This is a genomic window from Cutibacterium porci (assembly GCF_009696315.1).
GTDB classification, from domain to species: Bacteria; Actinomycetota; Actinomycetes; order Propionibacteriales; family Propionibacteriaceae; genus Cutibacterium; species Cutibacterium porci.
In genome coordinates this window covers 466,255-491,459 of record NZ_VUMG01000003.1, presented here as the reverse complement: position 1 = coordinate 491,459, position 25,205 = coordinate 466,255, and the positions used below count along the sequence as shown (strand labels likewise).

Below are 25,205 nucleotides of genomic sequence, written 5' to 3'. Positions count from 1 at the left end.
AAAACGCGGCAGACGCCGTAATGATGCAGGTGCCGTAATGATGCCCACGTTGTCATAGTGCAGACGCCGCGACGATCACGGCGTCTGCGATGGCTCGCCATTAGACCCGAGGAATCCCCTCGACGGGGACCCCGTCGGGGAGTTCGCCGTCATAACCCGGCGGCACATAGGCGCAGGAAGGGTCGGAGGCGAGGTAATCACCGGTCATGGCGTACGCGGTAGAACGGGACCCACCGCAGAAATGGTTGAAATTACATGCGCCGCACTTACCAGAGAATCCGCTGGGATTTCGTAGGTTCCGGAAAACGGGAGATTCTCGGTAGATCTCGGGGAAGGGTTTCTCCTTGATCGACCCGCAATGAATAGGCAGGAACCCTGAGGGGTAGACGTCGCCGGTGTGGTCGATAAACGCGAACCCGGACCCGGAATTGATCGCCATCGGGGTTCGCGGCGGGCGCGGATCTGCAATGGTCTCGCCCAGGAGCTCGTTAGTCTCGCGGGTGAGCCACTCGTAGAGCTCGCCGTGGCGAACCGGTCGCTCTGTGCCCTGACGGACGGCTTCGCGCTGGAAGGCAATGCGTCGATACTGAGGGGCCTCAGTGGTCTTAATCGCAATGCGGGTGGAATTATCGTGCAGCCAGTAGAGGACGTCCTCGCGTTCCAAGGGTGAGAGCATATCGAGCTGGGCGCCGCGCCCGGTGGGTACCAGCATGAAGGTGTAGAACATGAACGCCCCCAGGTCGATGGCGTTCTTGAGCATCTGCGGGGCTTCATGGATGTTCTTGGCGGTGAAGACCGTATTGAGCTGGAACTTCATCCCCATGTCGCGAAGCATGTGACAGGCCTCGACGGTGCGGTCAAAAGTGCCTGGGAAACCGCGGAATGCGTCGTGGGTAGCGGCTGAGCCGCCGTCGAGGGACATTGACATGACGGAAACGCCGGCATCCTGCACAGCCTTCACGCGATCGCGGGTAAACAGCGGCGTTACCGACGGCGAGATCGACACGTGCAAGCCCTTGCTGACGCCGTACTCGATGAGGTCAACAAGGTCCGGACGTTCGAAGCAGTCACCACCGGTGAGGACGAGCATGGGGTAGGGCTTCTCATAGCTAGTCAGCTGGTCAATGAGGTCGTGGCCCTGGGCGTTGGTGAGCTGGCCGGGAGCGGCATGATGCTGGGCTTCCGCGCGACAATGCTGACACACTAGGGCGCAGGCACGGGTGACCTCCCAGATGACCATAAAGGGCTTGTCATTAAGGTCGTGCTTGATCTCGCGGACGAGTGGGCTGTGGCCTGGATGACCTCCTGGATGGCCGCCTCCGCCGAGACCTTGTTGTGCAGGCGCAGTGCCAGGCTGGGTTCGGTGGTCAGGACGCGTAGTGATGGTCATGAGTTGTCCTCCTTCGAGGTGATGCGGCGTGCAAGACGGCGGCCAGCAACGATGGCAGTGCCGACTCCGGCGCCGTCGATACCGGCACCTCCAACATGGAGCCCGGTGCCGTCGAGGATCGTGGCGAGCTGGGTCATGCGCTCGCGGTGACCGGGAGCCGGTTGCGGCATGGCACCACGGTGACGCTCAACGACGTAGTCGCGGGGGGTAAGAGTTAGCCCGAGGCGTTTCAGCTCTGCCACGGTCATGGTGACGAGGTCGTCGTCAGAGACGTTGTCGATAGGGGTTCCACCCTGTCGACCCATGGTGATCCGGAAGGTGGGTTCAGAAAGGTGCCACTTCGTCGAGAGATTGGTGACTTGGCGTACGAGGGGCGACCACGCCGAACCGATAAACCAGGTCTGGGATGTGGCGATCGGATGGTCAACAGGGTCAGTGCGCATCACCAGTGTGGCAACCGTGGTGCTCTCGCATCGCAGCAGCAGGTCAGACGCCGGCGGGGACGCGATAGCGAGCAGGGCAGCCGCAACCTTGGCCGGGGTGGCGATGATGACCTCGTCAACAGCAACAGATCCGATGCCGTGTGGGCCAGTGACATCGATGACCCACTCGTGGCCAACCTGACGAATGCCAGTGGCACGGGTATTGGTGTGAACGGTGAGCGTTTCGGCCAGCGCCTCCGGCAATCTCACTAGGCCGTGCCTCCATGTGGCCATGGCGGGAGTATGCAGATTGGAACGCTGTGAACGATGGCGAATCCGCGACCACCATCCGGTGGCATTGCGCTTGAGAGTCCCGGCGATGATGGAGTCGCCCTTCTTGACGGTTTGTGCAAGGGCGGGGGCGGCTACGGCCAGCGAGAACGTGTTGAGGTCAGCGGCATGGATACCACCCAGCAGCGGGTCGACGATGGCGCGTCCCACTTCGTCGCCAAAGCTTTCGGTAATGAATTGACCGACGCTGACGTCGTCGGGGTGGGGGCGAGTATTGAAAGGTTCGAGCCCGGCTCGTAGCAGACCGGCGGGGGAGAGGATGCGCGACGTGATAGTGGGGAGGAACTTCGTGGGCCCTACCGGAGTCACCCCGGCTGGCATCTCGACGACTCCGCGTCGGCTCGATAGCAGCGTGCGCCCAGGGGCAGGGTGGCGCATGGAATCCGCCAGCCCCAGTTCCTCAACGAGCGCAGCAACCCCGGGGGCGCGCAGGGGTACGGCCTCGGCTCCCATTTCAACCACGTTAGAGCCAAGACGACGCGACCTCACCTGGCCGCCGACGCCCTGCCCCGATTCGAGGACGACAGGTCGGTAGCCGTGGCTTTGTAGATGGTGCGCGGCTGTCAGACCCGTCATCCCGGCACCGATGACCGCCACTGTTTTGTTCACGGTTTGAGGGTACGCACGTTCTGACGTCAACCGAAGCTCGGGGTAGGAATGGTGGATAACCTACGGAACGGTAACCTCGTTCTTGGTGGCTCCTTACGGAACCGTAGGTTGCGTTTGGAACTGGACTTGGCGGCGTCCAGAATTGAGGGACGGAGCATTTGACCAGGAGGAAGATGTGACCGAGATTATTTGTGCTGACGAGGCAGACGCGGACCCGTTCGTCCTTCCGGCGCGCCAACACCCCGTCAATCGTCCAGATCCTGCAATGGTGAGGATCCTTGACGAGCACGGGCATCTGACACCGCACCCTAACTTTCCTGCTGGGTTGGGCGACGACGACCTCGTCAAGGCTCTCGAGATGATGGTGATGACGCGACGCCTCGACGTGGAAGGCACTGCTTTGCAGCGTCATGGCGAGTTGGGTTTGTGGCCACCCCTCCTGGGGCAGGAGGCGACCCAGGCGGGTGCGTGGCTGGCGCTAGGGGACGACGATCAGGTGTTTCCTACCTACCGAGAGCAAGGGTTGGCACACGCTATGGGCGTCAGCGTGGTCGACATTCTGGGGGCGTGGAATGGCACCGCTCATTGCGGCTGGGATACCGTCGCTACTCATTTCAGTGCGTACCCTGTAATGATCGGGTCAGGAACCCTACACGCTGTCGGCTACGCGATGGGTGTCCAGCGCGACGTCGAGGCTGGAGGTACTCCGGCGGCCGTACTGGATTTTCACGGTGACGGTGCGATGAGCGAGGGAGACACGAACGAGGCGTATGTCTTCGCGGCTTCAATGAATGCCCCGGTGGTCTTTGTATGCGTCAATAACCAGTGGGCGATTTCAGAGCCGACTAGCGTACAGTCGCCGACGTCTCTTTTCCGGCGTGGTCTCGGTTTCGGTATCCCCGCTGTGCAAGTCGACGGCAATGACGTGATCGCGATGGCAGCCGTGCTGCGATCGGCTCTCGAACATGCCCGTAGCGGACAAGGTCCGGTGTTCGTTGAGGCGTGGACGTACCGGATGGGCGCTCACACCACTACTGATGATCCGACCCGCTATCGCACCGCAGAAGAAGAGTCGACGTGGGATAAGAGTGACCCCATCATCCGGTTGCGTACCTATCTGCAGGATCGCGGTGTTATCGACCAAGCATGGCTCGACGACCTCGCTGAGCGTGAGGAGGCCTTCGGCGCCGAGGTTCGCGCTGCCGCCCACCAGGCTCGGGTGCCCGTGATGGCCGATCTCATGTCAGATGTCTACGTCGAGCCGACTCCTGATGTGTTGGCTGAGGCTGAGGACATCGCCTCATGGCAGGAGGATAAGTGATGAGCGAGAATGTGAGCGCGCGTCCGCAGGGGGAGACCACCCTTGCCAAAGCCATCAATGCCGGGCTGGCTGACGCTTTGTCTGCCGACGATCACGTCGTCGTCATAGGAGAGGATGTTGGCACCCTTGGTGGTGTCTTCCGCATCACTGATGGTCTCAAAGCCCAGTTTGGTGGCCGTCGGGTCATTGATTCGCCACTGGCTGAATCAGGCATCGTCGGAACCGCGATTGGTATGGCTATGCGCGGGTACCGACCGTGCGTGGAAATTCAGTTCGACGGCTTCAGCGCCCCAGCCTTTGACCAGATCGTTTCGCAGTTGGCCCGGTACCGGGCTCGCGTCGGCGGTCGGTGGTCCCTGCCGGTGACGATCCGTATTCCTTTCGGCGGCGGTGTCGGCTCGCCAGAACACCACTCCGAGTCGCCGGAAGGGTTCTACGCGAATACGCCTGGTCTCAAGGTGGTCACCTGCTCCAACCCTGACGACGCCTACTGGATGGTGCGTCAGTCCATCGACAGCCCTGACCCGGTGATTTTCTTTGAGCCGAAGCGTCGGTACTACACCCGTGGCGAGATTGCGCAGACACCCGAGCTGGGGCTGCACCAGGCCCGGATCTCGCGCCCAGGCAAGGACGCCACTGTGATTTGCTACGGGCCAATGGTCGAGACCTGTTTGGAGGCGGCGAAAGAGGCGTCTCAGGAGGGGCGAGAGCTTGAGGTCATCGACTTACGCAGCCTCTCCCCGATCGACATGACGGTCGTCTACGAGTCAGTGAGCCGCACAACGCGGGCGATTGTGGTGCAGGAGGCGCCGCGCACCCAGGGCATTGGTGCAGAGATTGCAGCTCGGCTGGGAGAACAGCTGTATTACGTTATGGAGGCCCCAGTACTGCGAGTCACTGGATGGTCGACCCCATACCCGCCAGCCAAGGTTGAAGGGGAGCACATCCCGGACGTCGACCGCATCCTCGACGCCGTCGACCGCTCCCTGGCCTTCTGACCACCGTCCTCCCGAGAGGTATTCATATGAAGAGCTACCGCATGCCCGACCCAGGTGAAGGACTCACGGAAGGAGAAGTTGTCTCTTGGCAAGTGTCTCCCGGTGACACCGTGAAGATCAACGATGTGCTGTGCGAAGTCGAGACGGCTAAGTCGATTGTTGAGTTGCCTAGCCCGTTTGCCGGTACCGTGGCGAAACTGTGTGCTGAGCCTGGTGAGACGGTGGCTGTTGGGGAGCCGTTGGTCATGATTGACGACGGTTCCGATGACGAGCCGGAGTTCCTCGTCGGCCACGTCGCGGAGGAAACCGGACGTCGACGTCGTCGCCGCAGAGCAGTTGCGGTGTCGGCGCAGCGAGCGCCCGAGGAAGGCGGCTATCCGGTAGAACCAGAACCTCACTATGACGCCGGGGATGCACACACTGACGCCGAGATCGCGCCGCAGGAGCGTTCTGCTGAGCCTCGTGCTCGCGAGGATCCCCCGCGGATGGACCGCACCGCGCACGTCCTTGCCAAGCCGCCTGCTCGACGACTGGCCGCCGACCTCGGTATTGACCTGGCGCAGGTTAGCGGTACTGGTCCGCAGGGGGCGGTGACCAGGAGTGACGTTAAAGCAGCAGCCGAGGCTGGGCATGATGCTGCTCGGGATACCGGCGTTTCTCGTGGTGACGCCGAGCTGGCGAACATGTCGGTGATGTCTCGGCGTCTGCTCGGCGGCGCCCCGACAGAACCCGACGGTCACACCCGCAAGGTGCCGGTGCGTGGGGTGCGTAAGGTTACAGCGAAGGCTATGAAGGACTCGCTGGATACCAAAGCCCTCGTGACGGCCTTCCTCACCTGCGACGTCACCCCGACGATGGAGCTGGTCAACCGGCTGCGCGCCGACCGCCGTTTCACAGGCCTGCGTGTCTCCCCGCTGACGGTGTGGTGCAAGGCGGTGTGTCTGGCGATGGGCAGGACCCCGGTTATCAATGCTGCGTGGGATGACGCTGCCGACCAGATCGTCTTCCGTGACCGGATCAACCTTGGTATCGCTGCGGCGACCCCGCGCGGGCTCATGGTGCCGGTGGTGCGTGACGCCCAGGACATGACGATGCTTGAACTGGCTACGGAAATCACCCGGATTGTCGCGATCGCCAAGGAAGACCGGTTGCAACCGACTGACTACACCGACGGCACGTTTTCGATTACCAACGTCGGGGTGTTTGGCCTTGACGCCGGGACTCCGGTCGTCAATCGGACCGAGTCGGCGATCCTGGTGCTCGGCGCTATCGCTCGACGGCCATGGGTCGTTGGGACCGGTGATGACGAGCGCGTTGTCCCCAGGTGGGTGACGACGATGAGCCTCGGGTTCGATCATCGTCTCATTGACGGTGAGGAGGGCTCGACCTTCCTTCACGACGTTGCGGAAATCCTGTCGGATCCGGCGTCGGCAATGCTGTACTGAGGTAGACCTTGTGGACGGGATGATCCGACAGGAGTGGGAGTGTTCCGTTTGTGTGTCCGGATGACCGCATAGCTATGCTGTACAGATGACCGCATAGCTATGCGGTATCGTGTGTCGACGGGTTTGGCTGAGACGGAATCTCGCAAGAAACCCGTCGACCTTATTCGCTGACATGGCGGAATCCATCTTTACTCGGGGCACACTGAATTGATAGAAATTGAACACCTCTCGCACCGCTACCGTCGTCGTAACAGTCTGGTTGATATTTCTTGTGAATTTGGTATTGGTCTGTGGGGGCTGCTCGGCCCGAATGGGGCCGGAAAGTCGACACTTCTCAGTATCCTCGCGACACTGCGTGAACCGGAGTCCGGCCACGTTCGGGTGAATGGTGTCGATGTCAGCGATGACGTCGACACCATCCGTGCTTTGGTCGGATTCCTGCCCCAGAGGTTTTCCCTCCCCTCGCGCTTTCGTATCCGGCGGGCGGTGGAATACGCGGCCTGGGCGCGAGGCGTTGAACCGAGCGAATGCCGCGCGAGGGCGCGTGCGGCCCTCGATCGTGTTGGGCTTCTCGACCGCGCCGATGAGCGCGTCCAGTCCCTGTCGGGTGGAATGCGTCAGCGACTTGGAATCGCGTGTGCGATTGTCGGCGATCCGGCTGTATTACTGCTTGATGAGCCGACGGTAGGCCTCGACCCGGCATCAAGGATTGGGGTGCGATCCCTCTTCGGTGAGCTCGCCGAAGATCGGACGGTCATTGTGTCGACTCATCTGCTTGAGGATCTCCAGGGCTTCGTGTCGCAACTCGTCGTCTTGTCTGAGGGAAAGCTGGTCTTCGAGGGCTCGTACTCCGAACTGGAATCTGTTGGCCGAGGGCATCCAGTCCGTAACGCCAACGACGCTGAGGCTGGGTACCTCACCCTTCTCGGGGAGGCGGCGTGATGCCCAGGTCGCCCCATGATATGCGTCCGTTGCGTGGTTTTCGCTGCGTGGCATTCCCGTTCACGCCATGGTATGTGGTTCTCGTAACGGTCGGTGGTGCCATGTGCAGCCTTGTGGCGCTGCGAGGCCGATGGGCCTGGGGTGTGTGGCAGGTGCAGGACGTTGTCGTCACGCTCCGGGAATCCAGTATGCTGTGGGCGATTGTGGCTGGCCTTATGGGGGCGAGCCTCGCGGAACGTATGGCACCCTCGGACATGGTTGTGGGGGTTGCTCCAGCGCGGTCCATTCTCGGCATTCACTGGTGCTGGTTCTGGAGGCAGACGGTTGCCTTGCTCACCGGGACGGTCATCGTGGCCGCCCCGCTGGTCGTCAAGGCGTGGCTCAATGCGACTCCGACCGTCGCCGAAGCCTCCGACTTAATCGTCATCCTGCTGTCGTTCGCGGCTCTAGTGGCTGTCGCTCACCTTGTTGCTGCAATGGTCTGCCACCCCATCGTGTGGGTGTTAGCGCCTCTTGTGTGCATCGTCGTGGTCGGATTACCCGTCCTCATGAACGGTCATATCCTCGCCAACACCGGGTATAGCTCGGTGGCTCTCGGATGGTCGCTCGGAATGTCGGAACCAGGTGGCACCCACACTGTCACGCCCGAAGCCGTGGTGGTGCGAGCCCTGTTCTTTCTTATCGTCACTATCTCGTGCATTCTGGCATCCGCCCGCTGGTCACAAGTCCGTTCTGGTGGGTTGACATGGCGTCGAGTGATGCCCTGTGTGGCCTTGATCGCCCCACCGCTCATCATCGCTGCCGTGGGCGTCGTCATGCCGGTACCGTTGTTTCGAAATGCGCCACTAGCTTTTGAGTGTTCGTCGCACGAGGGCGTACGGGTATGCGTCACGCCAGCGCATCGCAGTCTCGCTGCCTCCTACGCGAAACCGGCTCAGCGCGTCGCGTCCGTCATGCCGCACGCGATGGCTTCCCGAGATATCCTGCTTGCCGAGGCTGGATACCACGTACACGGCCAACAACTCGTCATTGATCTCGGAGAACCGACTTCATACCGCTCCGCGCAACAATTATCGGATCTGACGGGTGAGGGGCTGGCTCAATCATTTTCAGGACGGGACGCATGTGCCTTTATGTCCACCTCTGGAGATATGACGTCCCAGCAAATGGAGGCTCTCGGGGCTGTCGATACCGTGGAACGTACCATTCTTCGGTTGGCTGGACTCCCGCACGATGAGCCGACGAGTTCGCAACGAAATAGCCTTGACGGCATGGATGTAACCGCATTCCGTCATTGGTATACGGCGCATCATCGCGCGGTAAGCACGTGTTCGTTGACCTCTAGAGATCTCCACCGATGAGAAGCATCGCGGCTTTCCTGAAGGGGCGCCACGCCATGGCCCTTGTCATCGTGCCGGTGGCGGCCTTCGTCGTGGCCTTTTTCCTGTGGAAGACGAGTCTGTCGCTGGCACCGGGAGATCTGTGGGATCGCCCTGCGACTGGTCCCGAGCTGATCGTTCTGGTGGGTTGTGCCACCATCATGTGGTGTGTCGCATCGGCCATGGATTGGGTCGAGAGGACATCGGTTCGGTCCCTCACGGTGGGGTACGCGTCGATAGGGCTGTGGATATGCGGCTGCGCGGCTGGTCTCCCATTGCTCATGGGATGGGTACTGCGGTCATTGCCCGTCGAGGTCATACCTGATGGTGATTCCGTGCTCATACCGCAGATGCCGACACGGTTTCAGCTGCCGTGGCCGCCATTTATGGGGCTCTCTGTTACGTGCGTGCTGTGTACCGGTATCGCACTATGTGTTACCGGAGTGGTATCGCGGCGGGGTGGGCCGCTGTGCGGTCTTCTAACCTACCTCGTTGTGGTCGTCGCGCAGTCGCACACCTTCCTGCGATTCCTGCCAGGAGGCTATCCAGGGAAAACGGCCGCAGTTGAGGGCAGTGCACCGACAGTGTCTACCGTGGCCGTGGTGTGTGCTGGTGCCTGTGCCCTGCTAGGGGTTATCGGGTATGCATGGGGGCTGGCCGGGGGAAAATCCCTGCGTCCCTGACGACCTTGCGCGAGCGCGCGCCGGGTGGTTGACGTACACCTTGACGCCGCCAGGCCCGACGGTGGTTGCGAGCGACCCCACGGTCGGCCGATACGCGCGCTAACGACGGCAATCACAACTGTCTGCGATGGCGTACGGATGGATGTTCGGTCAGCGGGCGTGCTAAAGGCGCACAGGTGCGCGACTATTGATCCACGGTATCGACGATGGGATCTGACGTGGACGAGCTCGACGACAACGGTGTCCGCCGCCTATTGGCCTATGTAGCGGCGGCGGGGATCGCCGGTGGTCAGCCGGTGCACGAGGTGGAAGCTGATACCCGTAGCGTCGGTCGGTATCTCGGATGTTCCGACGTTCAAGTACAAGGTTGGCCTACGGGGGTGGTGGTGAGTTTGGGAGGTGGCACCCCAGCCACGTTCGAATCGGTGGAAGGGACCATCCGGCTGGATCAGAGTGCTACCACTGCTCGGATCCGTCAGGAGCTTCTTGACGGCACCATCGGCCCAGCTGAGGCCCTTGAACAATTTCGCAGCCTGCGGTCTATCCCGCCGCGCTATCCGAGGTTCGGTCTACACGGCGGCATGGTGTGCGTGGCCTCCGGTATTGCCCTCGTATTGCAGCCGCTGTGGCCCAGCGTGCTGTTTTCGATACTTGCCGGTCAGATCACAGCCGGATTCATGTGGTTATCGGGCAAAAGGAAAGCCCTGGCCGTCCTCACCCCGTTCGTCGCTGCCTTCGCCGTCGCATTGTGTGCCTTCTGGGCGGCCCGACTTGGGCTCATTGAGGGGCCGCTGCGCAGTCTGTTGCCGCCCATTGCGGTGCTACTGCCGGGTGCCCTCATCGTCACAGGAGTCGCGGAACTAGCTGCCGGAGCGATGATGGCAGGTGCGTCGCGACTGGCATTTGGTACTGCGCAATTGGCTATGTTCACGGCGGGTGTGCTCGTCGCCGCGTGGCTCATGAAAGTCCCCGTCGATCAGCTGGGAAACCAGATCGTGCCTTGGCGTGGGCTGTGGGTACCTTTCCTCGGCGTCCTCCTCTTGACTGCTGGCATGAGCCTGATGGAGTCGATACCGGGGCGGCTCATCCCCTGGGTTGCGCTGATGCTGGCCATGACCTTGGCCTTCCAGATCATTGGTCAGACGATCGCTGGGGCGACGTGGGGTGGCGGATTGCTGGGAGCCGTCGTGGCCAGTTTCGGGTCTTCAATAATCGAGATATACCGTCCGCGCTTGCCGCGCCTCGTGCTCTTTCTGCCCAGCTTCTGGCTGCTGGTTCCCGGCTCGTTGGGGGTGGTTTCCCTTACCCAGCTCGGGGCAGGAACTCCAGTGGCTGGTGCGACGGCGTTGGAGTCTGCAGGGATCATCGGCGCGATCGCCTTGGGGCTACTTATTGGAACGACGGCGGCTCGGGCGGTAGGGCTTGTCCGCCGCAGTCGTACCCGTCGGCCCGGAGGGCGTCGTCGACAGACGTTCTGACGCGGACCTATTAGCTTCGAGGACGCCGGGTGGGGAACTGTTTGCGCGCGTAGCGGGCGACACTCCACGTCGTGAACCCATCAGTGGTGGCACCGACTCCGCCGCCCAGGACAGGAACGCGTTTGGAGACGAATACCGGCAACTTCTTGCCGGCAACCTGCCCCATGAGGACATTGACGAGATTGCGGGCAACGACCTTTTCGAGATCGGCGTCACTGACCGGGGCGGTAGCGATACCCATCGGTGTCGTCGGTAGCTTTTTCTCGTGGATGAGACTGTCCACCTCGCGCTGACCCATGAGAGTGGCGAGGATGGCGGTGCGGACCCGCTGGTCGTCGAGATCGTACCCGCGCAGGTGAGCAATGGCCGCCACCATGCGGGCCTGCACGATCGCGACACCGGAGATGTTGGCGGGGATAGTCACAGCCAAGGTGACGAGGCCGCCAAGGTTGGACACAAATCCCTGAGCCCCGGCCATCGCTATGTGCTGATTGACCAAGGAGTTGATTGCCAGCTCGACATCGCCGTCATGCTTTGTGAGGGTCTTACCGGCGGTCTGGCGCGCTCCCGGCACACCCGAGACGCCGTCGATGGCGAATCCGAGAATGCTGCGCAGCAGTGAGACAGCCGCCCCAGGAGCTATGTCGGGGGCTTGGGCGAGCAGTGCTTTGCCGATGTTGCTTCCGATGCCCACGCGGGTCTCCTCTCACTCGACTGTGTTCCAGGGTAGCCGCAGGCGACGGATCAGGATCTCTTCCTGGCGTCGAAAATCTCTTTGGCCAAAATCGCCACGATCCCCACCACCATGACCCATGCCATGTCACCGGTAGCGCCGTACCACGGTTGGATGAGAGCAGTCGCCGCGAGAACGATGAATGCCCAGCCGATAAGGATGAGGGCTGATACCAGCACAGGCCAGCCGCGAGAACGTCCTATTCGCGGCGTGCGGTGCGGCCACAGCTGATTCCGGCTGACGAGGTCCGTCATGATCTCTCCGGGGATGCCAATAAGCAGTACTCCGACGTATATCCGCAGCGACCACCTCCAGCCGACGAAGATTGCCACGATCGCGAACACCAAGGCCATCCATAGCGTGAAGGCGACCACAGCGGCGAGGACCTTTTCGCCGCGAGATGGGGTCTTCTGCGTGTCAGTCATGCTTCCACACATACTCCTTGGATCGTTCAAAGCGCCTTCTTCCCCATCGTGCCTCACCTGACGTCTTCGGGTGGCCCGGTCTCGTAAGGTGCTGTCATGGCCAACCTGACATCATCTACAGCCCTGCCTGTCTTGCTGGATTGTGATCCCGGCATCGACGACGCCTTCGCTCTGGCCTACCTGGCCTGTCGCGATGACGTTAAGACCGTCGGGGTGGTGACGACTGCTGGCAACGTCAGCCAAGACGACGTGTTGCGTAACGCGCTCGGGTTGACCGAGTTGCTCGGAATGAATGCTCCGGTAGCTCGAGGGGCAGACGCGCCGCTCGTCGAGCCCCTCATGACCGCCGAAGAGACCCACGGGCCGCACGGGTTGGGCCACGCTGTGCTGGAGGAATGCGGGCGTCCGGATTCCCGTAGCGGGGCACAACTGTGGGTCGATCTCGCGCACCAGTACCCGGGGAGGTTGGTGGGTATCGTCACCGGGCCGTTGACGAACCTCGCACTGGCGCTGCGGGAAGAACCAGAGTTGCCGCGGTTGTTGCGGAGACTGCACGTCATGGGCGGGGCGATCAATCATCGTGGCAACACCGGGCCGACAAGTGAATGGAACATCGCGGTGGACCCGGAGGCTGCACACGAGGTGTTCGAGGCGTGGGGCAAGGCGTCCCAGCGGGTTGTGCTCGGTGCGCTGCAGGCTACCGAAGCCGTCCGTCTCGACGAGAAGCATCGTCAAGCCGTGGCACAACTGAAAGATCACCCGGTTGGTGCCGTGCTTGCTGACGCCCTGCAGTTCTACTTCGAGTTTCACCAGGCCGACGGTCTGGGATGGTGCGCGTATCTGCACGACCCGCTCGTCGTCGCCAATGCGGTGACGGGCCAGTTTGCCAAGACGAGACCACTGGCCGTCGACGTTGAGCTGACAGGCACGCTGACCCGTGGGCAGACGGTCGGCGACGAGCTGGGGCGCTGGGGCAAGGAGCCCAACGTCGACCTACTGTGCGACGTCGATGCTGAGGGGTTCATTGAGCATCTTTTGACGACGTTGGGTGGTTGGGTTGAAGGCCCATCGTCAGGTCATTGATGCCGTTGTGCACCTGCCGTTACGGCGTCATCCTTAGCCGTGCTGTCGCCGGTGTTGAGTCTGGGGCTAGCGGCCTGCGGCGCGCCCATGGCTGAGTGCCATGAGCTGCTGGCGGCCGACAGGTTCGCGGGTTTGGGTGGGGATGACGGCCATACGGCTACTCATGGCAGCCACCGCGTCGAGCTGCTGCTTTTCACAGCGGGCTCGGGTGGCTAGCAGCGGGCTGGTAGGGCGGGCCGCTGCGAGGGAGTTGTTTACCACCCAGGCCCACGGATGGATACCGGCACGCTCGAGATCAGTCGTCAGTGCCTGCGCTTCAGTCACCGGCGTGGTTTCGGGCAGTGTGACCACGATGATTTTGGTGTAGTCGGGGTCTTGGAGCCGCATGAGCGGGGTCGTGACGTGGTCGCGCTGGTTGCCGTCAAGGTGGCGGGTGATGTCGCGGTGGTAGGAGCCCGTGGCGTCCATGAGTAGCAGCGTGTGGCCGGTGGGGGCGGTGTCGATGATGACGAATTGGTTACGCGCCTTGTTCACTGCACGGCTGAACTGCTGGAATACAGCGATCTCCTCGGTGCAGGGGCTCATAAGGTCTTCGGCGAGCGCGGCGCGACCGACATCGTCGAGCTTGGCCCCCTTGGAAGCCATGACATGATCGCGGTATTCCAAGACGGCTTGATCTGGGTCGATGGCGCTCACGTCGAGGCCGTCCACGTCGTTACCGAGGGTCGTCGTTAGGTGTGCGGCGGGGTCGGTGGTGGTGAGTAGTACCTTCTTGCCACGTTGCACTAGGGCGATGGCGATGGCCGCTGCGACGGTGGTTTTACCAACGCCGCCCTTGCCCATCGCCATGACGAGCCCATGGTCAGCTTCGGCGAGCTGGTCCACAAGGGTGCCAAGGTCGGGCTGCTCCTCCATGGTCAGTTGTTCGGTATTTCGTGCCTCGGTATGTGGAGCATCCTCGTCGTGAAACAGAGTGGTGAGGGCATCCAGGCCGACCATGTTGACGCTTTTCAAACTCACCTTGTCGCAGGGGAGGGCTGACAATGCAGTCGGCATGGCAGCTAACGTCGCCTGCTCGCGGTCGTGGATGGCGCATGAGAGTTCGTCGGTTGTGGATGCGGCTGGCAGTATGCCGTTGACGACGAGGTTCGTGGCGTGGATGTCGAGTTCGGCGAGTTCGTTCAGCGTGCGGGCAACCTCGCGCAGCGTGGAGTGCTGAGGCCGGGCGACGAGCACCAGACGAGTGCTGCTGGGGTCGGTGAGTGTCTCGACGGCGGTGCGGTAGGTGGCGCGATTTTTCTCTAGACCGCTCATAGGTCCCAGGCACGATGCGTCGCCTTTACCGTTGTCGAGGTAACTCGTCCAGCTTCCGGGCAGTTGCAGTAGGCGGATGGTGTGGCCAGTGGGGGCGGTGTCGAAGATGACGTGGTCATATCCGGCGGTGACGTGGGTGTTGGCGAGCAGATCGGTGAACTCGTTGAATGAGGCGATCTCGGTGGTGCAGGAGCCCGATAGCTGCTCGGTGATAGCTTCGATCTCTTTGGCGGGCAGAATGGTGCGGACGGGCGCAAGAATCTTGTTGCGGTAGGCCTCTGCGGCCTCGTCAGGGTCGATCTCCAGCGCATCGAGGCCGGGCACCTGCTCGATCGCGGTCATCTTGTTGCCGATGGTCGTGTTGAAGACCTGCGCAATGTTGCTCGCAGGGTCGGTGCTGACTAGCAACACTCGCTTGCCCTGGCGAGCGAGGTGCACAGCGGAGGCACACGCGATGCTGGTTTTGCCGACACCGCCCTTTCCAGTGAAGAAAAAATGCCGGGGAGGGTTGTCGAGGAACTGTGGCATCACGATCTCCTGGGGGTCCGAGGCGGCTCAGCAGCAGCCGGTGCTGGAGGCTTGTCCACAACAGCCTGCTGATGGTGCCTCGGCCGCCGAATTCGAGCTACAGCAGCTCGTAGATGTCATGAGGGTAATGGGCTGTGGGTTGCAGCAGGCATCGGAGGTGGACTGTCCTGCGGCCGGGTTACAGCACTGAGAGTCCTGGGCGGGCGTCAACCCGGCGTAACGCTCTAGCTCGTCGCGGCGGGGGTGGCGGCCAGTGAGGACGGTGACGTCGTCAACCAGGGTCAAAGGTAGACCTTCGGAACCGGCTGTTTGGAGGAATTGAGCTACCACGGGGTGCTCGGCGAATTGTGCCGGCTCGGTGGCCAGATTGGCACGCTGCACGTCGATCCCTTGTGCCCTGAGGGCATTCACGGCGGCTGTGAAATCGACGAGCTCCTGATCGATGTTCGGGCCGCACACCCCGGTGTTGCAGCACAAAGCGGGCTCGAAGACGCGGATGACGGGCATAAGGGAACCTCCGGACTGGCGTGCCGTGACAATCACAAACACATTGATGACCATCGATATGAATGAGCGTGGCATACATATCGACGGGTGTCAATATGACTGGGTAGAGTATCTGCATGATCGAATTGCTAGAAATCCCGACGAGCGCAACCGACGAGTGCGCGCCGGGCGGTGACACGATCTCGGTGGAACGGGCGGAACACGTGGCGCGTGTCACCAAAGCTCTCGCTGATCCAGTCCGGCTGAGGATTTTGCACCACATCGCGGCTAGCCAGTGCTCGAGCGTGTGCGCTTGCCACCTGCCTGAGGTGTTCGGGGTGACTCAGCCCACGCTGTCCCACCATCTGAAGAAGTTGGTTGAGGCAGGCTTGGTGAACAAGGAGATGCGCGGCAAGTGGGCGCACTTCACCCTTCGGCCTGAGGGATTGGCTGAGCTGCGCGACTACACCGCCATGCTGGCCTGACCTATCGGAGAACTGGAAGGTATCCCATGCACGTGGTGTGCGTTGGTGGCAGTGATGCCGGCATATCTGCGGCGCTTCGCGCCCGCGAACTCGACCCGTCCACGCACGTTACCGTGGTGGTAGCTGACGCGTATCCGAACTTTTCTGTCTGCGGAATCCCTTACTACATCTCCGGTGAGGTTAGCGAATGGCACCGCCTCGCGCATCGCACCCGCACAGACTTGCAAGATGCCGGCCTGCAGCTGCTGCTCGGCACCCGTGCTACCCGCATCGACGTCGATGGACGTGAGCTTGAGGTTGTCAGGCCTGACGGTGGTACGTCGCTCATCAGTTACGATGAATTGGTGGTCGCGACCGGTGCCCAACCGGTGCGTCCACCGATTACCGGACTTGACGTCCTCGGTGCAGCAGATGGCGTCCACCTGCTGCACTCGATGGGCGACATGTTCATCCTTTCTGAGTCGTTGAAGCGTCTGCGGCCGCGCACTGCAATGGTTGTGGGTGCCGGCTATATCGGTTTGGAGATGGCTGAGGGGCTGACCGCTCGCGGCATTGACGTCACGCAGGTCGAAGCGGCCTCTGAAGTGCTGCCCACTGTCGATGAAAAGCTCGGTTCCTTGCTGCATAAGGAGCTGGAACACCACGGAGTTGACGTCCACACTGGCACGAGCGTTACCGGCATCCAGAGGCGTTCTGACGGGCTACACGTGACCGGTCAAGCCGCCGGTGGCGGACCCCTGTCGTGGAATGTGGAACTGGTCCTAGTCGCGGTGGGTGTGCGACCGGATGCCAGTCTGCTTCTGCAAGCGGGCGTCCAGAGCGGGCCCCACGGCGCGGTAATAGTTGATGACACAATGGCTACCGGTGTTCCGCACGTGTGGGCCGCAGGCGACTGCGTGGCCACTCACCACCGCCTGCTCGGCACGACCTACTTGCCGTTGGGCACCACCTCTCACAAACAAGGGCGGATCGCCGGCGAGAATGTGCTAGGCGGTACAGCCCGGTTTGCCGGTAGTCTCGGCACCCAGGTAGTCAAGGTTTTCGATCTAGTAGCGGCTCGCACCGGGCTGCACGACCGCGAGGCGATAGCTGCGGGCTTCGATCCTGCCAGCACCACGACCTTCCCAGACGACCACAAGGCGTACTACCCAGGGGCCCATCCCATCGCTGTCCACGTGACCGGCGACCGCGTTACAGGCCGCCTGCTGGGGGCACAGCTCGTCGGGCACCGCAGCACTCAGGCTGCTAAGCGCGTCGACATCTACGCCACTGCGATCTTCCACGGTATGGACGTCGCCAGTATCAGTGACCTTGACCTTGCCTACACCCCTCCGTTCGGTTCGACATGGGATGCCGTACAGATTGCCTCTCAGGCCTGGGTTGCCCAGTATCAGAGCTAACGCCTAGCGTGGCTGGCCTATTCGGGCGCCCTGCATGATCCGGAGCAGGTCTGGAAAAGGGTAGTACTGCGTAGGTTGGGTTCGGGGATAGTCCTCGCCAATAGGCCATAGGCAGGGGGCTTAGTGTGAAGTCAAAGACTAAGGAGCGAAATTGTCGCCTAACCTACTCTGAGTAGGTGTTTTGTTGTCTCTGGTGCTGGATCCTGGTCCTCCTGCCCATGATCCGGCTGAACTGGGTTGAGGCGGTAGGCTATTTCCAGTTAAGGAGGCGGGTTGCCTGGGCAAGTTTAGAATGAGGAGGCTTCGCCTAGGGTCGTTGAGGCGGCTGGAGCAGGCGCAACGTTTCGATGCCGCGTTGGTTGAGCACATCGACGATTGTCAGTACGGGTTTCGTGCTCCTCCGCTAGTGGTGGGCTTGCTTGGAGAGTGCGACCGAAGGTTCTGAGATGCTTGATGAGTGTCGATTCGTCGCGGGGTCTATTGGGCTGTCTGTCCAAACCTCTTCGTTTCTACGAATGATGATGGTCATCTCGCCATAAGGAAAGAGGTGTACATGCGGTTCCGAGTCAGAGGTAGGGGTTGAAGGAACTGGAGAGTTGGCTCGCGCAGTTGAATGCTTCGATGAAGTCATACTCAACCCCACTCTGTGTCCTTTCACTAAGTTTGCTGGCGTATAGCTGGCGACCTTAATAATGTCCCTACACAATAGGTGACTAACCTTGATTTGTTAGAAAGTGCGAAGACCTGAATAACTAGGATAAATCAATCTCTACATATGCCGATGTGGTTGAAACCGTGCCCATTCCTGGTGAGGGTGGGTATGCGGGTGTGATGCAGCGCGCGTACATGGGATGGATCATGTTATTTCTGAAGGTTTGGCGTACCTAGCTGATGCTCAAACCGACACCATTGCTCAAATACCTAATGAAATCATGTCACAACATACCGTTCAGTCATCAATAAGAATTATCGAAAACCTGTGAGTCATTGACGCAACCAATGAAGTGATCGAGACCTATATTCAAGTTTATGGCACACAAGTCGTGCAGATCGTGGCGACTAATGAAAAGATTTAATTTCCGTCGGAGCTGATCTGAATACCGTGTGGTGGGTAAAGCATGCTTCCTCTTGCCTCGCAAGAACTGCTACCTTGGTTGCGTTCGGTTCCGCAATAGTCGCAACGATATCCGTGAAAGTGTACAAAATTCTGAAAATCAGAAAGATAGTTAAGCTCTATTCTTCTACGGAAAATGGACCTACTTGGGGAAACGAATAGCACACGGTTTTCTGCACTATTAAGCCATGAGAAGGACTTTGCTGGGCGCATTGTTTCCACTAAGAATAATTTCAAGATGGAGTGGGTTCAGATGTAAATCATAAACGCAGGAGAGCAAGCGAAGAGACTTATACTCAACGTCGATGGGGCTGCCAGTGTCCTTGAAAGATTCCGCTGCTTGTTGCGATACTTTCGTTAGCTGGTTTCCACACAGCTGCTTTGGGGGAGCTAACCATTTAATTCAATCTCTATGCTCTGGCATTCTGATCTTGGTAGCTGCATCGATGTCGCCCTCGGTCGTGAGACGGTGGTGATCGAGCCGCTTGAGGTGTCAGGAGCGGGACTCATGGTGGGTAAACGCTGAGCATCCGGCCACGTACTCGGTGATCTGCCCACCGCCTGGACAGATCACCGAGCCAGGGTCGTCAGTGCGGTAGCGTCACCGATTCTCCGGGATTGAGGCTGATAGCCTCACCTCCGTAGCTGCTGGCGATACGGGCGAGGGTCTTCTGGCCAAAATTGCGACCGAGATCGTTGAGCGTGCCGTCGTGGAGCCCGATGACGCGCGCGGGCGTTACCACGCGCAGGTACTCCTCGAGTTGCGGGGTGCTCTGCCATGGGGCTGCTAGAGCAACGATAAGGGTGTCGAGGTTCTTGATGACCGGTCGGGCATCCCCCGGGTGGAGGACAAGGCCCCCGATGAGGTATCCGACGTTGATGATGACGTCGTCATCGATGCTGGCCGTGGCTTGCTCGCGCCCGATAACGCTAACACTCACGTCGCCAACCATGAACTCGTCTCCCTCGCTGACGAGGGTCTGCCGATCGACGTTAGCCTCAAGGCTGAGGTGGGTCGGAGTGTAGACGTGAAGGCCAGGGTTGTCCTCCAGAGCGACTGCAAGGGCCGGGACGTCGACGTGATCAAAGTGATCGTGCGTCACAAGCACCGCGTCAGCGTTCGCAACAGACCCGGGAAAGCCAAACGCACCGGGGTCTACGACGAGTGTTGTAGACCCCGATGTGATTGTGAGCGCGGCGTGAATGCCGCGTGTTAGTGTCAGCGTCATCACGAGCTATTGCCGAGAGGAGTCTTACTCGCCCTTGATGGAGTTGATACCGTGCTCACCGAAGAGGATGTCGGCAAATTGCCCGGCTGTGTCCTGGCGTGCCCAGTCGCGCTGAAGCTCGCAGGCGAGCATAACCCAGCTGATCGGTTGCGCGCCTGCCTCGCGCATGCGCGCCACGGCAAGGTCGTGAGCTTCCTTAGAGGTGCCGCCGATAGCGTCGGCGACCGGGTACACCTCGTACCCGTCATTGAGAGCATCGAGCGTGGGGAGCATCACGCACGCTTCCGTCCACAGGCCACCAATGATGATCTTCTTACGACCGGTCGCCTCGACTGCTTCCTTCAGCTCCTTGTCCTCCCACGAGTTGATCGAAGTGCGGTCGATCGGGACGACATCGGAGCCGAGAACGTCTGTGATTTCGGTGATCGTGGGCCCGTTCTTGCCGGTCTCCACGTTGACCGTTGTGAGCACGGTCGGAATGGAGAAGAGCTTACCCAAGCGTGCCACGTTGGCAATATTGCGCACCATGACCTCTGGGTCCATTGACTTGATGGAGTTGACCTGGGTGGGCTGATAGTCAATGAGGACGAGTACAGAGTTCTCGCCCGTGAGGAGGAAATCCGACTTCTGGTCGCGAATGGGAAGGCTGGTCATGGTTACTCTCCTTTTGATGGCGCTCAGGGTGGGCCGTGGGAGATCCCGCTCAAAGCGAGGTCATTGCGCGGCGAGCATTGCCCCGAATGTATCACCGGCACGGGTACACAGTGAGTGACCTGGCTCAGGTTTGCGCACGGCGGAAGCTGGCAGGAGTTGGGGAGGTGTCAAGCGTGGTTGGCCCGTGGCGGTTCTGGGTGGGGACGTGTGTCACGGGCCGGGGCGGCCTCACTGTGCTCGCGGCACGGTCGGTGGGCTGCATCGTGTTCTCACGGACCTGATATAAATTGCGTGGCGCGCGGGGAGCGACATGCTCGAATTGGGACGCTGCCTGAGAGAACGGACCCTGTGAACGACCTGCCCGCCCTCCTTGTTGTTGACGCCCAGGTTGGCATCCTCCGCATGCTCGACAGTTGACGCTTACTACTCGTTGCGAACGCTTTCATAATGCTGACTTCCCTGTCGTGTGCGTTTATGCGACGAGTATGTTCCCGTGGAAGACTGAACGGCTGAAGCCATTGGGTGAGCCGCTAGGTGACGGCCTGCGCGTCCGAGAGCCCGTCTGGATTGCTGTCAGAAACACTGGGATCGCGTCCCCGCGTTTGGACGACAGGGCGTTAAAGAGTTCGGATGATGACGCTCAGGTGTCCCGTGGTCGCCGCCTCGTGGGTGTGTTCGGCAGTCTTCATGGCGGCACGCGCGATAGTGATGCAGGTCCCGCCGGTACATTTCCGGTGACTGTTCAACGAGGGGAGGCGGTCGACCGCCGCATCCCGGGCCACGGCGAGGAGATCAACGGTCAGCATGTCGGTCATGGTACATATGCCCCACGCGGCGGAGATGATGAAAGACGGACGCAGTCAGCTCGGCACATCGAGCCTCGTGTGCCGCGGAAGTTGTGGGGAGAGGCCGCTACTTCAGTGGGTGAGACGGGGGTGGATGGCGAGGAATCACAGCATGTTCGTGAGCGCAGGAATGAGACTCCCTTGAGGTAAAACCGGGAGTTTGCTGGGAGCGTTGAGAATATAGAACGCGATGTTCATTCCCCTCAATAGGATGACCTCCTACGGTTTAATATCATTGGGAATCCAGCTCGGCTCAAGGAAGTAATGATGAGTGCAATCACAGTGTCAAGCGCAGACGAACTTGCGAAAGCCATCGCAGATGGTTTCATGGACATCCGCGTCGAGGGCACCATTACCGGTTCGCCATCCATCACCCTCCCCGAGGGCGCCACTCTGTCGGGCGGAACGCTTGAGTTCACCGGGAAGGGTGTTCGACTGACGAGGAATAACACGCTCAATGACATCACAATCACGACAGTCGACTACGAGGTTGCCGTTTATAACGACACGAGTCTTGCCAACGCTGGAACTCTCGTCCTCCGCAATGTGACGACCGTTGGCCAGGTCTACCTCGTGGCTGACGATAACCTGCGCATGATTCGCGTGGAGGCGGATCAGGTGCACGTCAAAGCCGCCGATGTGCGCGGACGTTCGCGCCAGCCACACGGCTTTGGAGTCGACGTGCTCCAAGGCGGCTTTACGTTGTGGAATCTGCAGCCGGATGCTGACACGGAGTTCACGGCTACCCTCAAGGGCATCAGCATCGGAACGCCGTTGACGCCGGTCCGTGGCTCGGGTGTATTCCTCGACGGCTACACGGATCGCGAGGGCAAGCTGACTGGCGGCTCCCTGCGGGCCGACTTGCTCGAGACCGACACGGTTATCACCGACGGTGGCATTGTCCAGGGAACGGGTGACAAGATCACCGGAGCCGTGTTCGTCCTCGGTGGTGCCGTCGTCGATCGCGTTGAAAACACTGGTGCGACTACCACCCACGGCGCGAATGACATGGCGCTCGACCTGTGGGGTAAGACGGCGGAGTGGGTGGCGCACGCCCCAGTCACGACCACGGGTGCTTCCGGCATCGGTTTCGTCAACTTTGGCGAGATGGGCCGCCTCGAGATTAACGCCCCAATCGCGACGACGGGCCTGGGCGCTCGCGGATTCAACGTCTACGACGGCTCCGTCGAGTCTGCTACTTTCGATTCCATCACCACCCATGGCGACGGTGCCATTGGCATCCAGGTCTCGAAGCCGACGGGCCCGATCGAGGTGCGTGGCGACGTGCGCACGACGGGCGGCGAGGGTATGAGCCTCGTCAAGGGTGTTCAGATGAAGCTCAAGGCCACGGCGGTCTCCATCAAGCCCGGCGGTGAGGTGACCTCCCTGAAGGTCGGCGGGATAGTGACGACCGGGGGAGCCGATCTTGTGACGCTCGAAGTCCTCGAGGGTGGCTCAATCGGGGAGCTCTCGCTTGGTGACGTGACCGCGACTGGATCTGGCTCTATAGCGACGAGGATCGAGGGCGACGTCCCGGAGAATGGCAGCAAGTAGGGCGGGAAGCAGTTAGCGACTGCTTCATGCCACGGAACGCATTGATGATCTGACCGTGTCAGATCATCAATGCGCGTGTGCTTAGGGGTAGCGTCTTTCTCGTTACCGTTCTTTCGTTCGTGAGTTTGCCCGGCGTAGAGAAGTCCGTCGCCGGTTTCGGTGTCGGTGCCGAACAGTAGGTAGATGCCGGTCTGTGTGGGCTCGGGGCGGTCCTTGGAGTGGGTGATCTCCGTGCGGGGGATGAGGTAGACCTTGCCCACTCAGTTATTCAACGAGCATTTGATTCGCCTGTTAGGTGAGTCGTCCATCAAGAATAATTGCACAGTCCTTGGTGCCGTCACGAGCCACCTCTATCGTTATGTTGAAATGGGCGTGAATACACCTCAAGAGTATCTGTCGCCGTGCTGAGGGGCGCATATTGCTGTCTTGCTTTGTTGGGGTTAAACAAAAACGGGGCTCCTCGACGGTGGGGGCATCTGATGGTGAACTGCTGCAGGTCGGCGAACGTGTAGCAGTATACGCTGGGGTGTCCACAGTATTGGACGAGCGCCGATCCATGCCCAGGTCGGCTGCTACATAGCTACATCAGCGATCACGCAGGCTGGCAGCTCGTCGGTATATACACCGGCGAAGGCATCACCGGAGTATTAATGAAATAACGTGAAGGCTTCACACAAATGATTACCGATGTGCTGGCAGGCGAGATCGATCTCATCGCCACTAAATCGGTGTCCCGGTTCGCCCGTAACGCTGTTGACACGCTTGCCCACGTGCGGTTGCCGATAGATCGGGGAGTGGAGGTGTACTTCGAGATGGAAAACGTTTGGACGCTGGATTCCAAAGGCCAACCATTCATCACACTCATGAGCTCGTTGGTCAGGAAGAATCCCGATCCATCTCCGAGAACGTGACGTGGGGTCACCATAAACTCTTAGCTTGTGGGGGGGGTCATGGTGCCGTATAAGTCCCCGCTTGGTTACAAGAAAGGCTTGGACGGCAACCTTGTCATTGGCAAAGAGCGAGCCCCTGTAGTGCGCGAAATCTATGGCTTGTTCCTGGCCGGGAAATCCGTCCGAAAAATCAAAGATGTTTCGAGGCCGAAGGGTATTTGACGGCGCGCGGGACAACCACATGGCGTGTCGCTACGATCCGTTCGATCCTGTCTAACGAGAAATACACAGGCAATGCTGCGCTGCAAGGAGCGTGCACTGTTGATTTCTTGACCAAGAGCATCAAACTTCACCAACGAAAAGTCGCCCAGTACTACGTCACTGGCTGCTACGAGCCTTTCAACGACCCTGAGGTGTGGGATCAAGTTCAATACGAACTGGCCACGGGGTAGGCAGCGGCTCGAAGCTCTACCTTTTCTGCCCGAGGACCTCGCGGCGGAGACTGCCGCCTACGACTAACTCTTAGGTGCGCCGGTCAGCACGTTCCGGGCAACCCGCTAGACGGCCCTGATCAACCATGCCGTTGTCGACGTGGGCAGCATCGAGTTCTATTTCCGCGACGGATGCGCAATCGACGCCGACCTGGTTCCACGTCGCCTGGCCCGCTTCATATGTGGGCCGGCTTTCGCGCAGAATAGGTGTCTGACTTCGCGAAACGTCAGCACGCCAACGTTGGGCGGAATCCAGGTCCCTAGGGCATATTTGCCAGACGCAACCTGGGCCTTATCAAATGCGAGGTCATAGTGGAGCGGGCGACGGGAATCGAACCCGCGTGTCCAGCTTGGGAATCGGGGCGTGCGTGGTCCCCTGATGGCGCTGTGATGTGACCGCTGGTGACCGGCGTCGGCCGGTGGAATGGGCACGCACGTCGGGCGAGTGTTCGATTAATTGGACGGCACAGCGATGGTCTCGCGTGGTGACGTTGGCAGGGGAGTGTTGAATGGGTGTCGGACGGCGGGTCTGATGCCCTGTCGCTGAGCCCCGCGCGGTTCGTCGGGCTAGGCGGCGTCAGCCTTGAGTCAGTAAGGAAAGCTCTCACTTGCAGAGTCTAGGCGTCTCAGGTTGGGCTGGCCTCTCTCCGTGTGGTATAATAATTTTTGGTTGAAGTTTGGCGAGGACCTTGACATCGCGGTTACCGCGCAGGAAGACTCTTTGGCGTGACCAACGGTGGTCACCAATTTGAGGAGGTTGATCCATTAATCAGGATCGGTTCGTTAGTGCCATGCTCACTGACTTCAACGTTGTCTCGGACTACTTCAACGATCCCGAGGGCACCGTTGCACGTTTTGGTATGGGAGCCCAGGAGAGTGCTGCCTTTGCCGCTAGGGATTTAGACGCGCTCGCGCAGCTCGGTATTGACGGGAATTGCGTCAGCGCAGCCCTCTCG

At 60.6% G+C, this 25,205-nt stretch carries 22 protein-coding genes and 1 pseudogene; 14 read left to right on the top strand and 9 right to left on the bottom strand.

Going from position 1 to position 25,205, the window contains the following annotated elements; all coding sequences use genetic code 11:
• Window positions 1–100: 100 nt before the first annotated feature.
• Together FYJ43_RS09690 and hemG are read right to left on the bottom strand one after the other, a co-directional pair.
• Window positions 101–1,390 (bottom strand): TIGR04053 family radical SAM/SPASM domain-containing protein, encoded by a 1,290-nt coding sequence (locus FYJ43_RS09690; protein ID WP_154564234.1) that lies wholly within the window; start codon window positions 1,388–1,390, stop codon window positions 101–103.
• Entirely contained in the window at window positions 1,387–2,739 is a 1,353-nt protein-coding gene (gene hemG / locus FYJ43_RS09685; RefSeq protein WP_229771732.1) for a protoporphyrinogen oxidase, read from the bottom strand. Before hemG ends, FYJ43_RS09690 begins: the two co-directional genes overlap by 4 nt.
• Window positions 2,740–3,037: 298 nt before the next feature.
• Here hemG and FYJ43_RS09680 point away from each other — a divergent pair, with 298 nt between their 5' ends.
• The 7 genes from FYJ43_RS09680 (at window position 3,038) to FYJ43_RS09650 (ending at window position 11,018) form a co-directional block, all read left to right on the top strand.
• Window positions 3,038–4,093 (top strand): thiamine pyrophosphate-dependent dehydrogenase E1 component subunit alpha, encoded by a 1,056-nt coding sequence (locus tag FYJ43_RS09680; protein WP_195839973.1) that lies wholly within the window; start codon window positions 3,038–3,040, stop codon window positions 4,091–4,093.
• Window positions 4,093–5,091 (top strand): alpha-ketoacid dehydrogenase subunit beta, encoded by a 999-nt coding sequence (locus tag FYJ43_RS09675; RefSeq protein ID WP_154564230.1) that lies wholly within the window; start codon window positions 4,093–4,095, stop codon window positions 5,089–5,091. The genes FYJ43_RS09680 and FYJ43_RS09675 overlap by 1 nt, the downstream gene beginning before the upstream one ends.
• Before the next feature lie 41 nt (window positions 5,092–5,132).
• Window positions 5,133–6,536: a dihydrolipoamide acetyltransferase family protein gene (locus FYJ43_RS09670; RefSeq protein ID WP_195839972.1), complete on the top strand. Its 1,404-nt coding sequence runs from the start codon at window positions 5,133–5,135 to the stop codon at window positions 6,534–6,536.
• A gap of 207 nt (window positions 6,537–6,743) precedes the next feature.
• Window positions 6,744–7,478 (top strand): ABC transporter ATP-binding protein, encoded by a 735-nt coding sequence (locus FYJ43_RS09665; RefSeq protein WP_154564226.1) that lies wholly within the window; start codon window positions 6,744–6,746, stop codon window positions 7,476–7,478.
• Entirely contained in the window at window positions 7,478–8,839 is a 1,362-nt protein-coding gene (locus tag FYJ43_RS09660; RefSeq protein ID WP_154564224.1) for an ABC transporter permease, read from the top strand. The genes FYJ43_RS09665 and FYJ43_RS09660 overlap by 1 nt, the downstream gene beginning before the upstream one ends.
• Window positions 8,836–9,540, top strand: coding sequence for a hypothetical protein (locus FYJ43_RS09655; protein WP_154564222.1), 705 nt, complete (start codon window positions 8,836–8,838; stop codon window positions 9,538–9,540). The genes FYJ43_RS09660 and FYJ43_RS09655 overlap by 4 nt, the downstream gene beginning before the upstream one ends.
• Before the next feature lie 206 nt (window positions 9,541–9,746).
• Window positions 9,747–11,018 (top strand): threonine/serine exporter family protein, encoded by a 1,272-nt coding sequence (locus tag FYJ43_RS09650; RefSeq protein ID WP_154564220.1) that lies wholly within the window; start codon window positions 9,747–9,749, stop codon window positions 11,016–11,018.
• 10 nt (window positions 11,019–11,028) lie between these two features.
• Here FYJ43_RS09650 and FYJ43_RS09645 read toward each other — a convergent pair whose 3' ends face one another.
• Both FYJ43_RS09645 and FYJ43_RS09640 read right to left on the bottom strand, forming a co-directional pair.
• On the bottom strand, window positions 11,029–11,712 hold the full coding sequence (locus tag FYJ43_RS09645; protein WP_326833532.1) for an EcsC family protein: 684 nt from the start codon (window positions 11,710–11,712) through the stop codon (window positions 11,029–11,031).
• A gap of 50 nt (window positions 11,713–11,762) precedes the next feature.
• On the bottom strand, window positions 11,763–12,176 hold the full coding sequence (locus FYJ43_RS09640) for a hypothetical protein (RefSeq protein WP_154564218.1): 414 nt from the start codon (window positions 12,174–12,176) through the stop codon (window positions 11,763–11,765).
• A gap of 96 nt (window positions 12,177–12,272) precedes the next feature.
• Here FYJ43_RS09640 and FYJ43_RS09635 point away from each other — a divergent pair, with 96 nt between their 5' ends.
• Entirely contained in the window at window positions 12,273–13,259 is a 987-nt protein-coding gene (locus FYJ43_RS09635; protein ID WP_154564216.1) for a nucleoside hydrolase, read from the top strand.
• A 66-nt stretch (window positions 13,260–13,325) separates the two neighbouring features.
• Here FYJ43_RS09635 and arsA read toward each other — a convergent pair whose 3' ends face one another.
• Window positions 13,326–15,101 (bottom strand): arsenical pump-driving ATPase, encoded by a 1,776-nt coding sequence (gene arsA, locus FYJ43_RS09630; protein ID WP_154564214.1) that lies wholly within the window; start codon window positions 15,099–15,101, stop codon window positions 13,326–13,328.
• Between the two features lie 27 nt (window positions 15,102–15,128).
• Window positions 15,129–15,608: an arsenite efflux transporter metallochaperone ArsD gene (arsD, locus tag FYJ43_RS09625; protein WP_154564212.1), complete on the bottom strand. Its 480-nt coding sequence runs from the start codon at window positions 15,606–15,608 to the stop codon at window positions 15,129–15,131.
• A 116-nt stretch (window positions 15,609–15,724) separates the two neighbouring features.
• On the opposite strand from arsD, the gene FYJ43_RS09620 reads away from it, so the two are divergent.
• Both FYJ43_RS09620 and FYJ43_RS09615 read left to right on the top strand, forming a co-directional pair.
• Entirely contained in the window at window positions 15,725–16,072 is a 348-nt protein-coding gene (locus tag FYJ43_RS09620) for an ArsR/SmtB family transcription factor (protein ID WP_154564210.1), read from the top strand.
• A 26-nt stretch (window positions 16,073–16,098) separates the two neighbouring features.
• Window positions 16,099–17,472, top strand: a complete 1,374-nt coding sequence (locus FYJ43_RS09615; protein ID WP_154564208.1) for an FAD-dependent oxidoreductase — start codon at window positions 16,099–16,101, stop codon at window positions 17,470–17,472.
• A 1,701-nt stretch (window positions 17,473–19,173) separates the two neighbouring features.
• Here the strand turns inward: FYJ43_RS09615 and FYJ43_RS09610 are convergent.
• From FYJ43_RS09610 to FYJ43_RS09600, 3 genes are all read right to left on the bottom strand, one after another.
• Complete coding sequence (locus tag FYJ43_RS09610) at window positions 19,174–19,815, bottom strand: MBL fold metallo-hydrolase (protein WP_195839952.1); 642 nt, start codon at window positions 19,813–19,815, stop codon at window positions 19,174–19,176.
• A 24-nt stretch (window positions 19,816–19,839) separates the two neighbouring features.
• Entirely contained in the window at window positions 19,840–20,469 is a 630-nt protein-coding gene (locus tag FYJ43_RS09605; protein ID WP_154564205.1) for a hydrolase, read from the bottom strand.
• Window positions 20,470–21,086: 617 nt separating this feature from the next.
• Complete coding sequence (locus tag FYJ43_RS09600; RefSeq protein ID WP_154564203.1) at window positions 21,087–21,275, bottom strand: hypothetical protein; 189 nt, start codon at window positions 21,273–21,275, stop codon at window positions 21,087–21,089.
• Window positions 21,276–21,581: 306 nt separating this feature from the next.
• On the opposite strand from FYJ43_RS09600, the gene FYJ43_RS09595 reads away from it, so the two are divergent.
• The 4 genes and pseudogenes from FYJ43_RS09595 (at window position 21,582) to FYJ43_RS12610 (ending at window position 24,210) form a co-directional block, all read left to right on the top strand.
• Window positions 21,582–22,868 (top strand): hypothetical protein, encoded by a 1,287-nt coding sequence (locus FYJ43_RS09595; RefSeq protein ID WP_154564201.1) that lies wholly within the window; start codon window positions 21,582–21,584, stop codon window positions 22,866–22,868.
• A 671-nt stretch (window positions 22,869–23,539) separates the two neighbouring features.
• Window positions 23,540–23,779 (top strand): annotated as a pseudogene (locus FYJ43_RS09590) (recombinase family protein); the annotation flags it as partial.
• A gap of 39 nt (window positions 23,780–23,818) precedes the next feature.
• A complete protein-coding gene (locus FYJ43_RS09585; RefSeq protein WP_154564197.1) occupies window positions 23,819–23,980 on the top strand; it encodes a hypothetical protein in 162 nt (53 codons plus the stop codon).
• Window positions 23,977–24,210 (top strand): recombinase family protein, encoded by a 234-nt coding sequence (locus FYJ43_RS12610; RefSeq protein ID WP_154564195.1) that lies wholly within the window; start codon window positions 23,977–23,979, stop codon window positions 24,208–24,210. Before FYJ43_RS09585 ends, FYJ43_RS12610 begins: the two co-directional genes overlap by 4 nt.
• The last annotated feature ends 995 nt before the right edge of the window (window positions 24,211–25,205 follow it).

Bases quoted from the DNA above. Each gene is read 5' to 3' on its own strand.
- FYJ43_RS09675 (WP_154564230.1), top strand. From the start codon at position 4,093: ATGAGCGAGAATGTGAGCGCGCGTCCGCAGGGGGAGACCACCCTTGCC.
- FYJ43_RS09680 (WP_195839973.1), top strand. From the start codon at position 3,038: ATGGTGAGGATCCTTGACGAGCACGGGCATCTGACACCGCACCCTAAC.
- FYJ43_RS09595 (WP_154564201.1), top strand. From the start codon at position 21,582: ATGAGTGCAATCACAGTGTCAAGCGCAGACGAACTTGCGAAAGCCATC.
- FYJ43_RS09610 (WP_195839952.1), bottom strand. From the start codon at position 19,815: ATGACGCTGACACTAACACGCGGCATTCACGCCGCGCTCACAATCACA.
- FYJ43_RS09585 (WP_154564197.1), top strand. From the start codon at position 23,819: ATGGTGCCGTATAAGTCCCCGCTTGGTTACAAGAAAGGCTTGGACGGC.
- FYJ43_RS09615 (WP_154564208.1), top strand. From the start codon at position 16,099: ATGCACGTGGTGTGCGTTGGTGGCAGTGATGCCGGCATATCTGCGGCG.
- FYJ43_RS09620 (WP_154564210.1), top strand. From the start codon at position 15,725: ATGATCGAATTGCTAGAAATCCCGACGAGCGCAACCGACGAGTGCGCG.
- arsD (WP_154564212.1), bottom strand. From the start codon at position 15,608: ATGCCCGTCATCCGCGTCTTCGAGCCCGCTTTGTGCTGCAACACCGGG.
- FYJ43_RS09635 (WP_154564216.1), top strand. From the start codon at position 12,273: ATGGCCAACCTGACATCATCTACAGCCCTGCCTGTCTTGCTGGATTGT.
- FYJ43_RS09660 (WP_154564224.1), top strand. From the start codon at position 7,478: ATGCCCAGGTCGCCCCATGATATGCGTCCGTTGCGTGGTTTTCGCTGC.
- FYJ43_RS09655 (WP_154564222.1), top strand. From the start codon at position 8,836: ATGAGAAGCATCGCGGCTTTCCTGAAGGGGCGCCACGCCATGGCCCTT.
- FYJ43_RS09640 (WP_154564218.1), bottom strand. From the start codon at position 12,176: ATGACTGACACGCAGAAGACCCCATCTCGCGGCGAAAAGGTCCTCGCC.
- FYJ43_RS09605 (WP_154564205.1), bottom strand. From the start codon at position 20,469: ATGACCAGCCTTCCCATTCGCGACCAGAAGTCGGATTTCCTCCTCACG.
- FYJ43_RS09650 (WP_154564220.1), top strand. From the start codon at position 9,747: ATGGGATCTGACGTGGACGAGCTCGACGACAACGGTGTCCGCCGCCTA.
- FYJ43_RS09670 (WP_195839972.1), top strand. From the start codon at position 5,133: ATGCCCGACCCAGGTGAAGGACTCACGGAAGGAGAAGTTGTCTCTTGG.
- arsA (WP_154564214.1), bottom strand. From the start codon at position 15,101: ATGCCACAGTTCCTCGACAACCCTCCCCGGCATTTTTTCTTCACTGGA.
- hemG (WP_229771732.1), bottom strand. From the start codon at position 2,739: ATGACGGGTCTGACAGCCGCGCACCATCTACAAAGCCACGGCTACCGA.
- FYJ43_RS09690 (WP_154564234.1), bottom strand. From the start codon at position 1,390: ATGACCATCACTACGCGTCCTGACCACCGAACCCAGCCTGGCACTGCG.
- FYJ43_RS09600 (WP_154564203.1), bottom strand. From the start codon at position 21,275: ATGCTGACCGTTGATCTCCTCGCCGTGGCCCGGGATGCGGCGGTCGAC.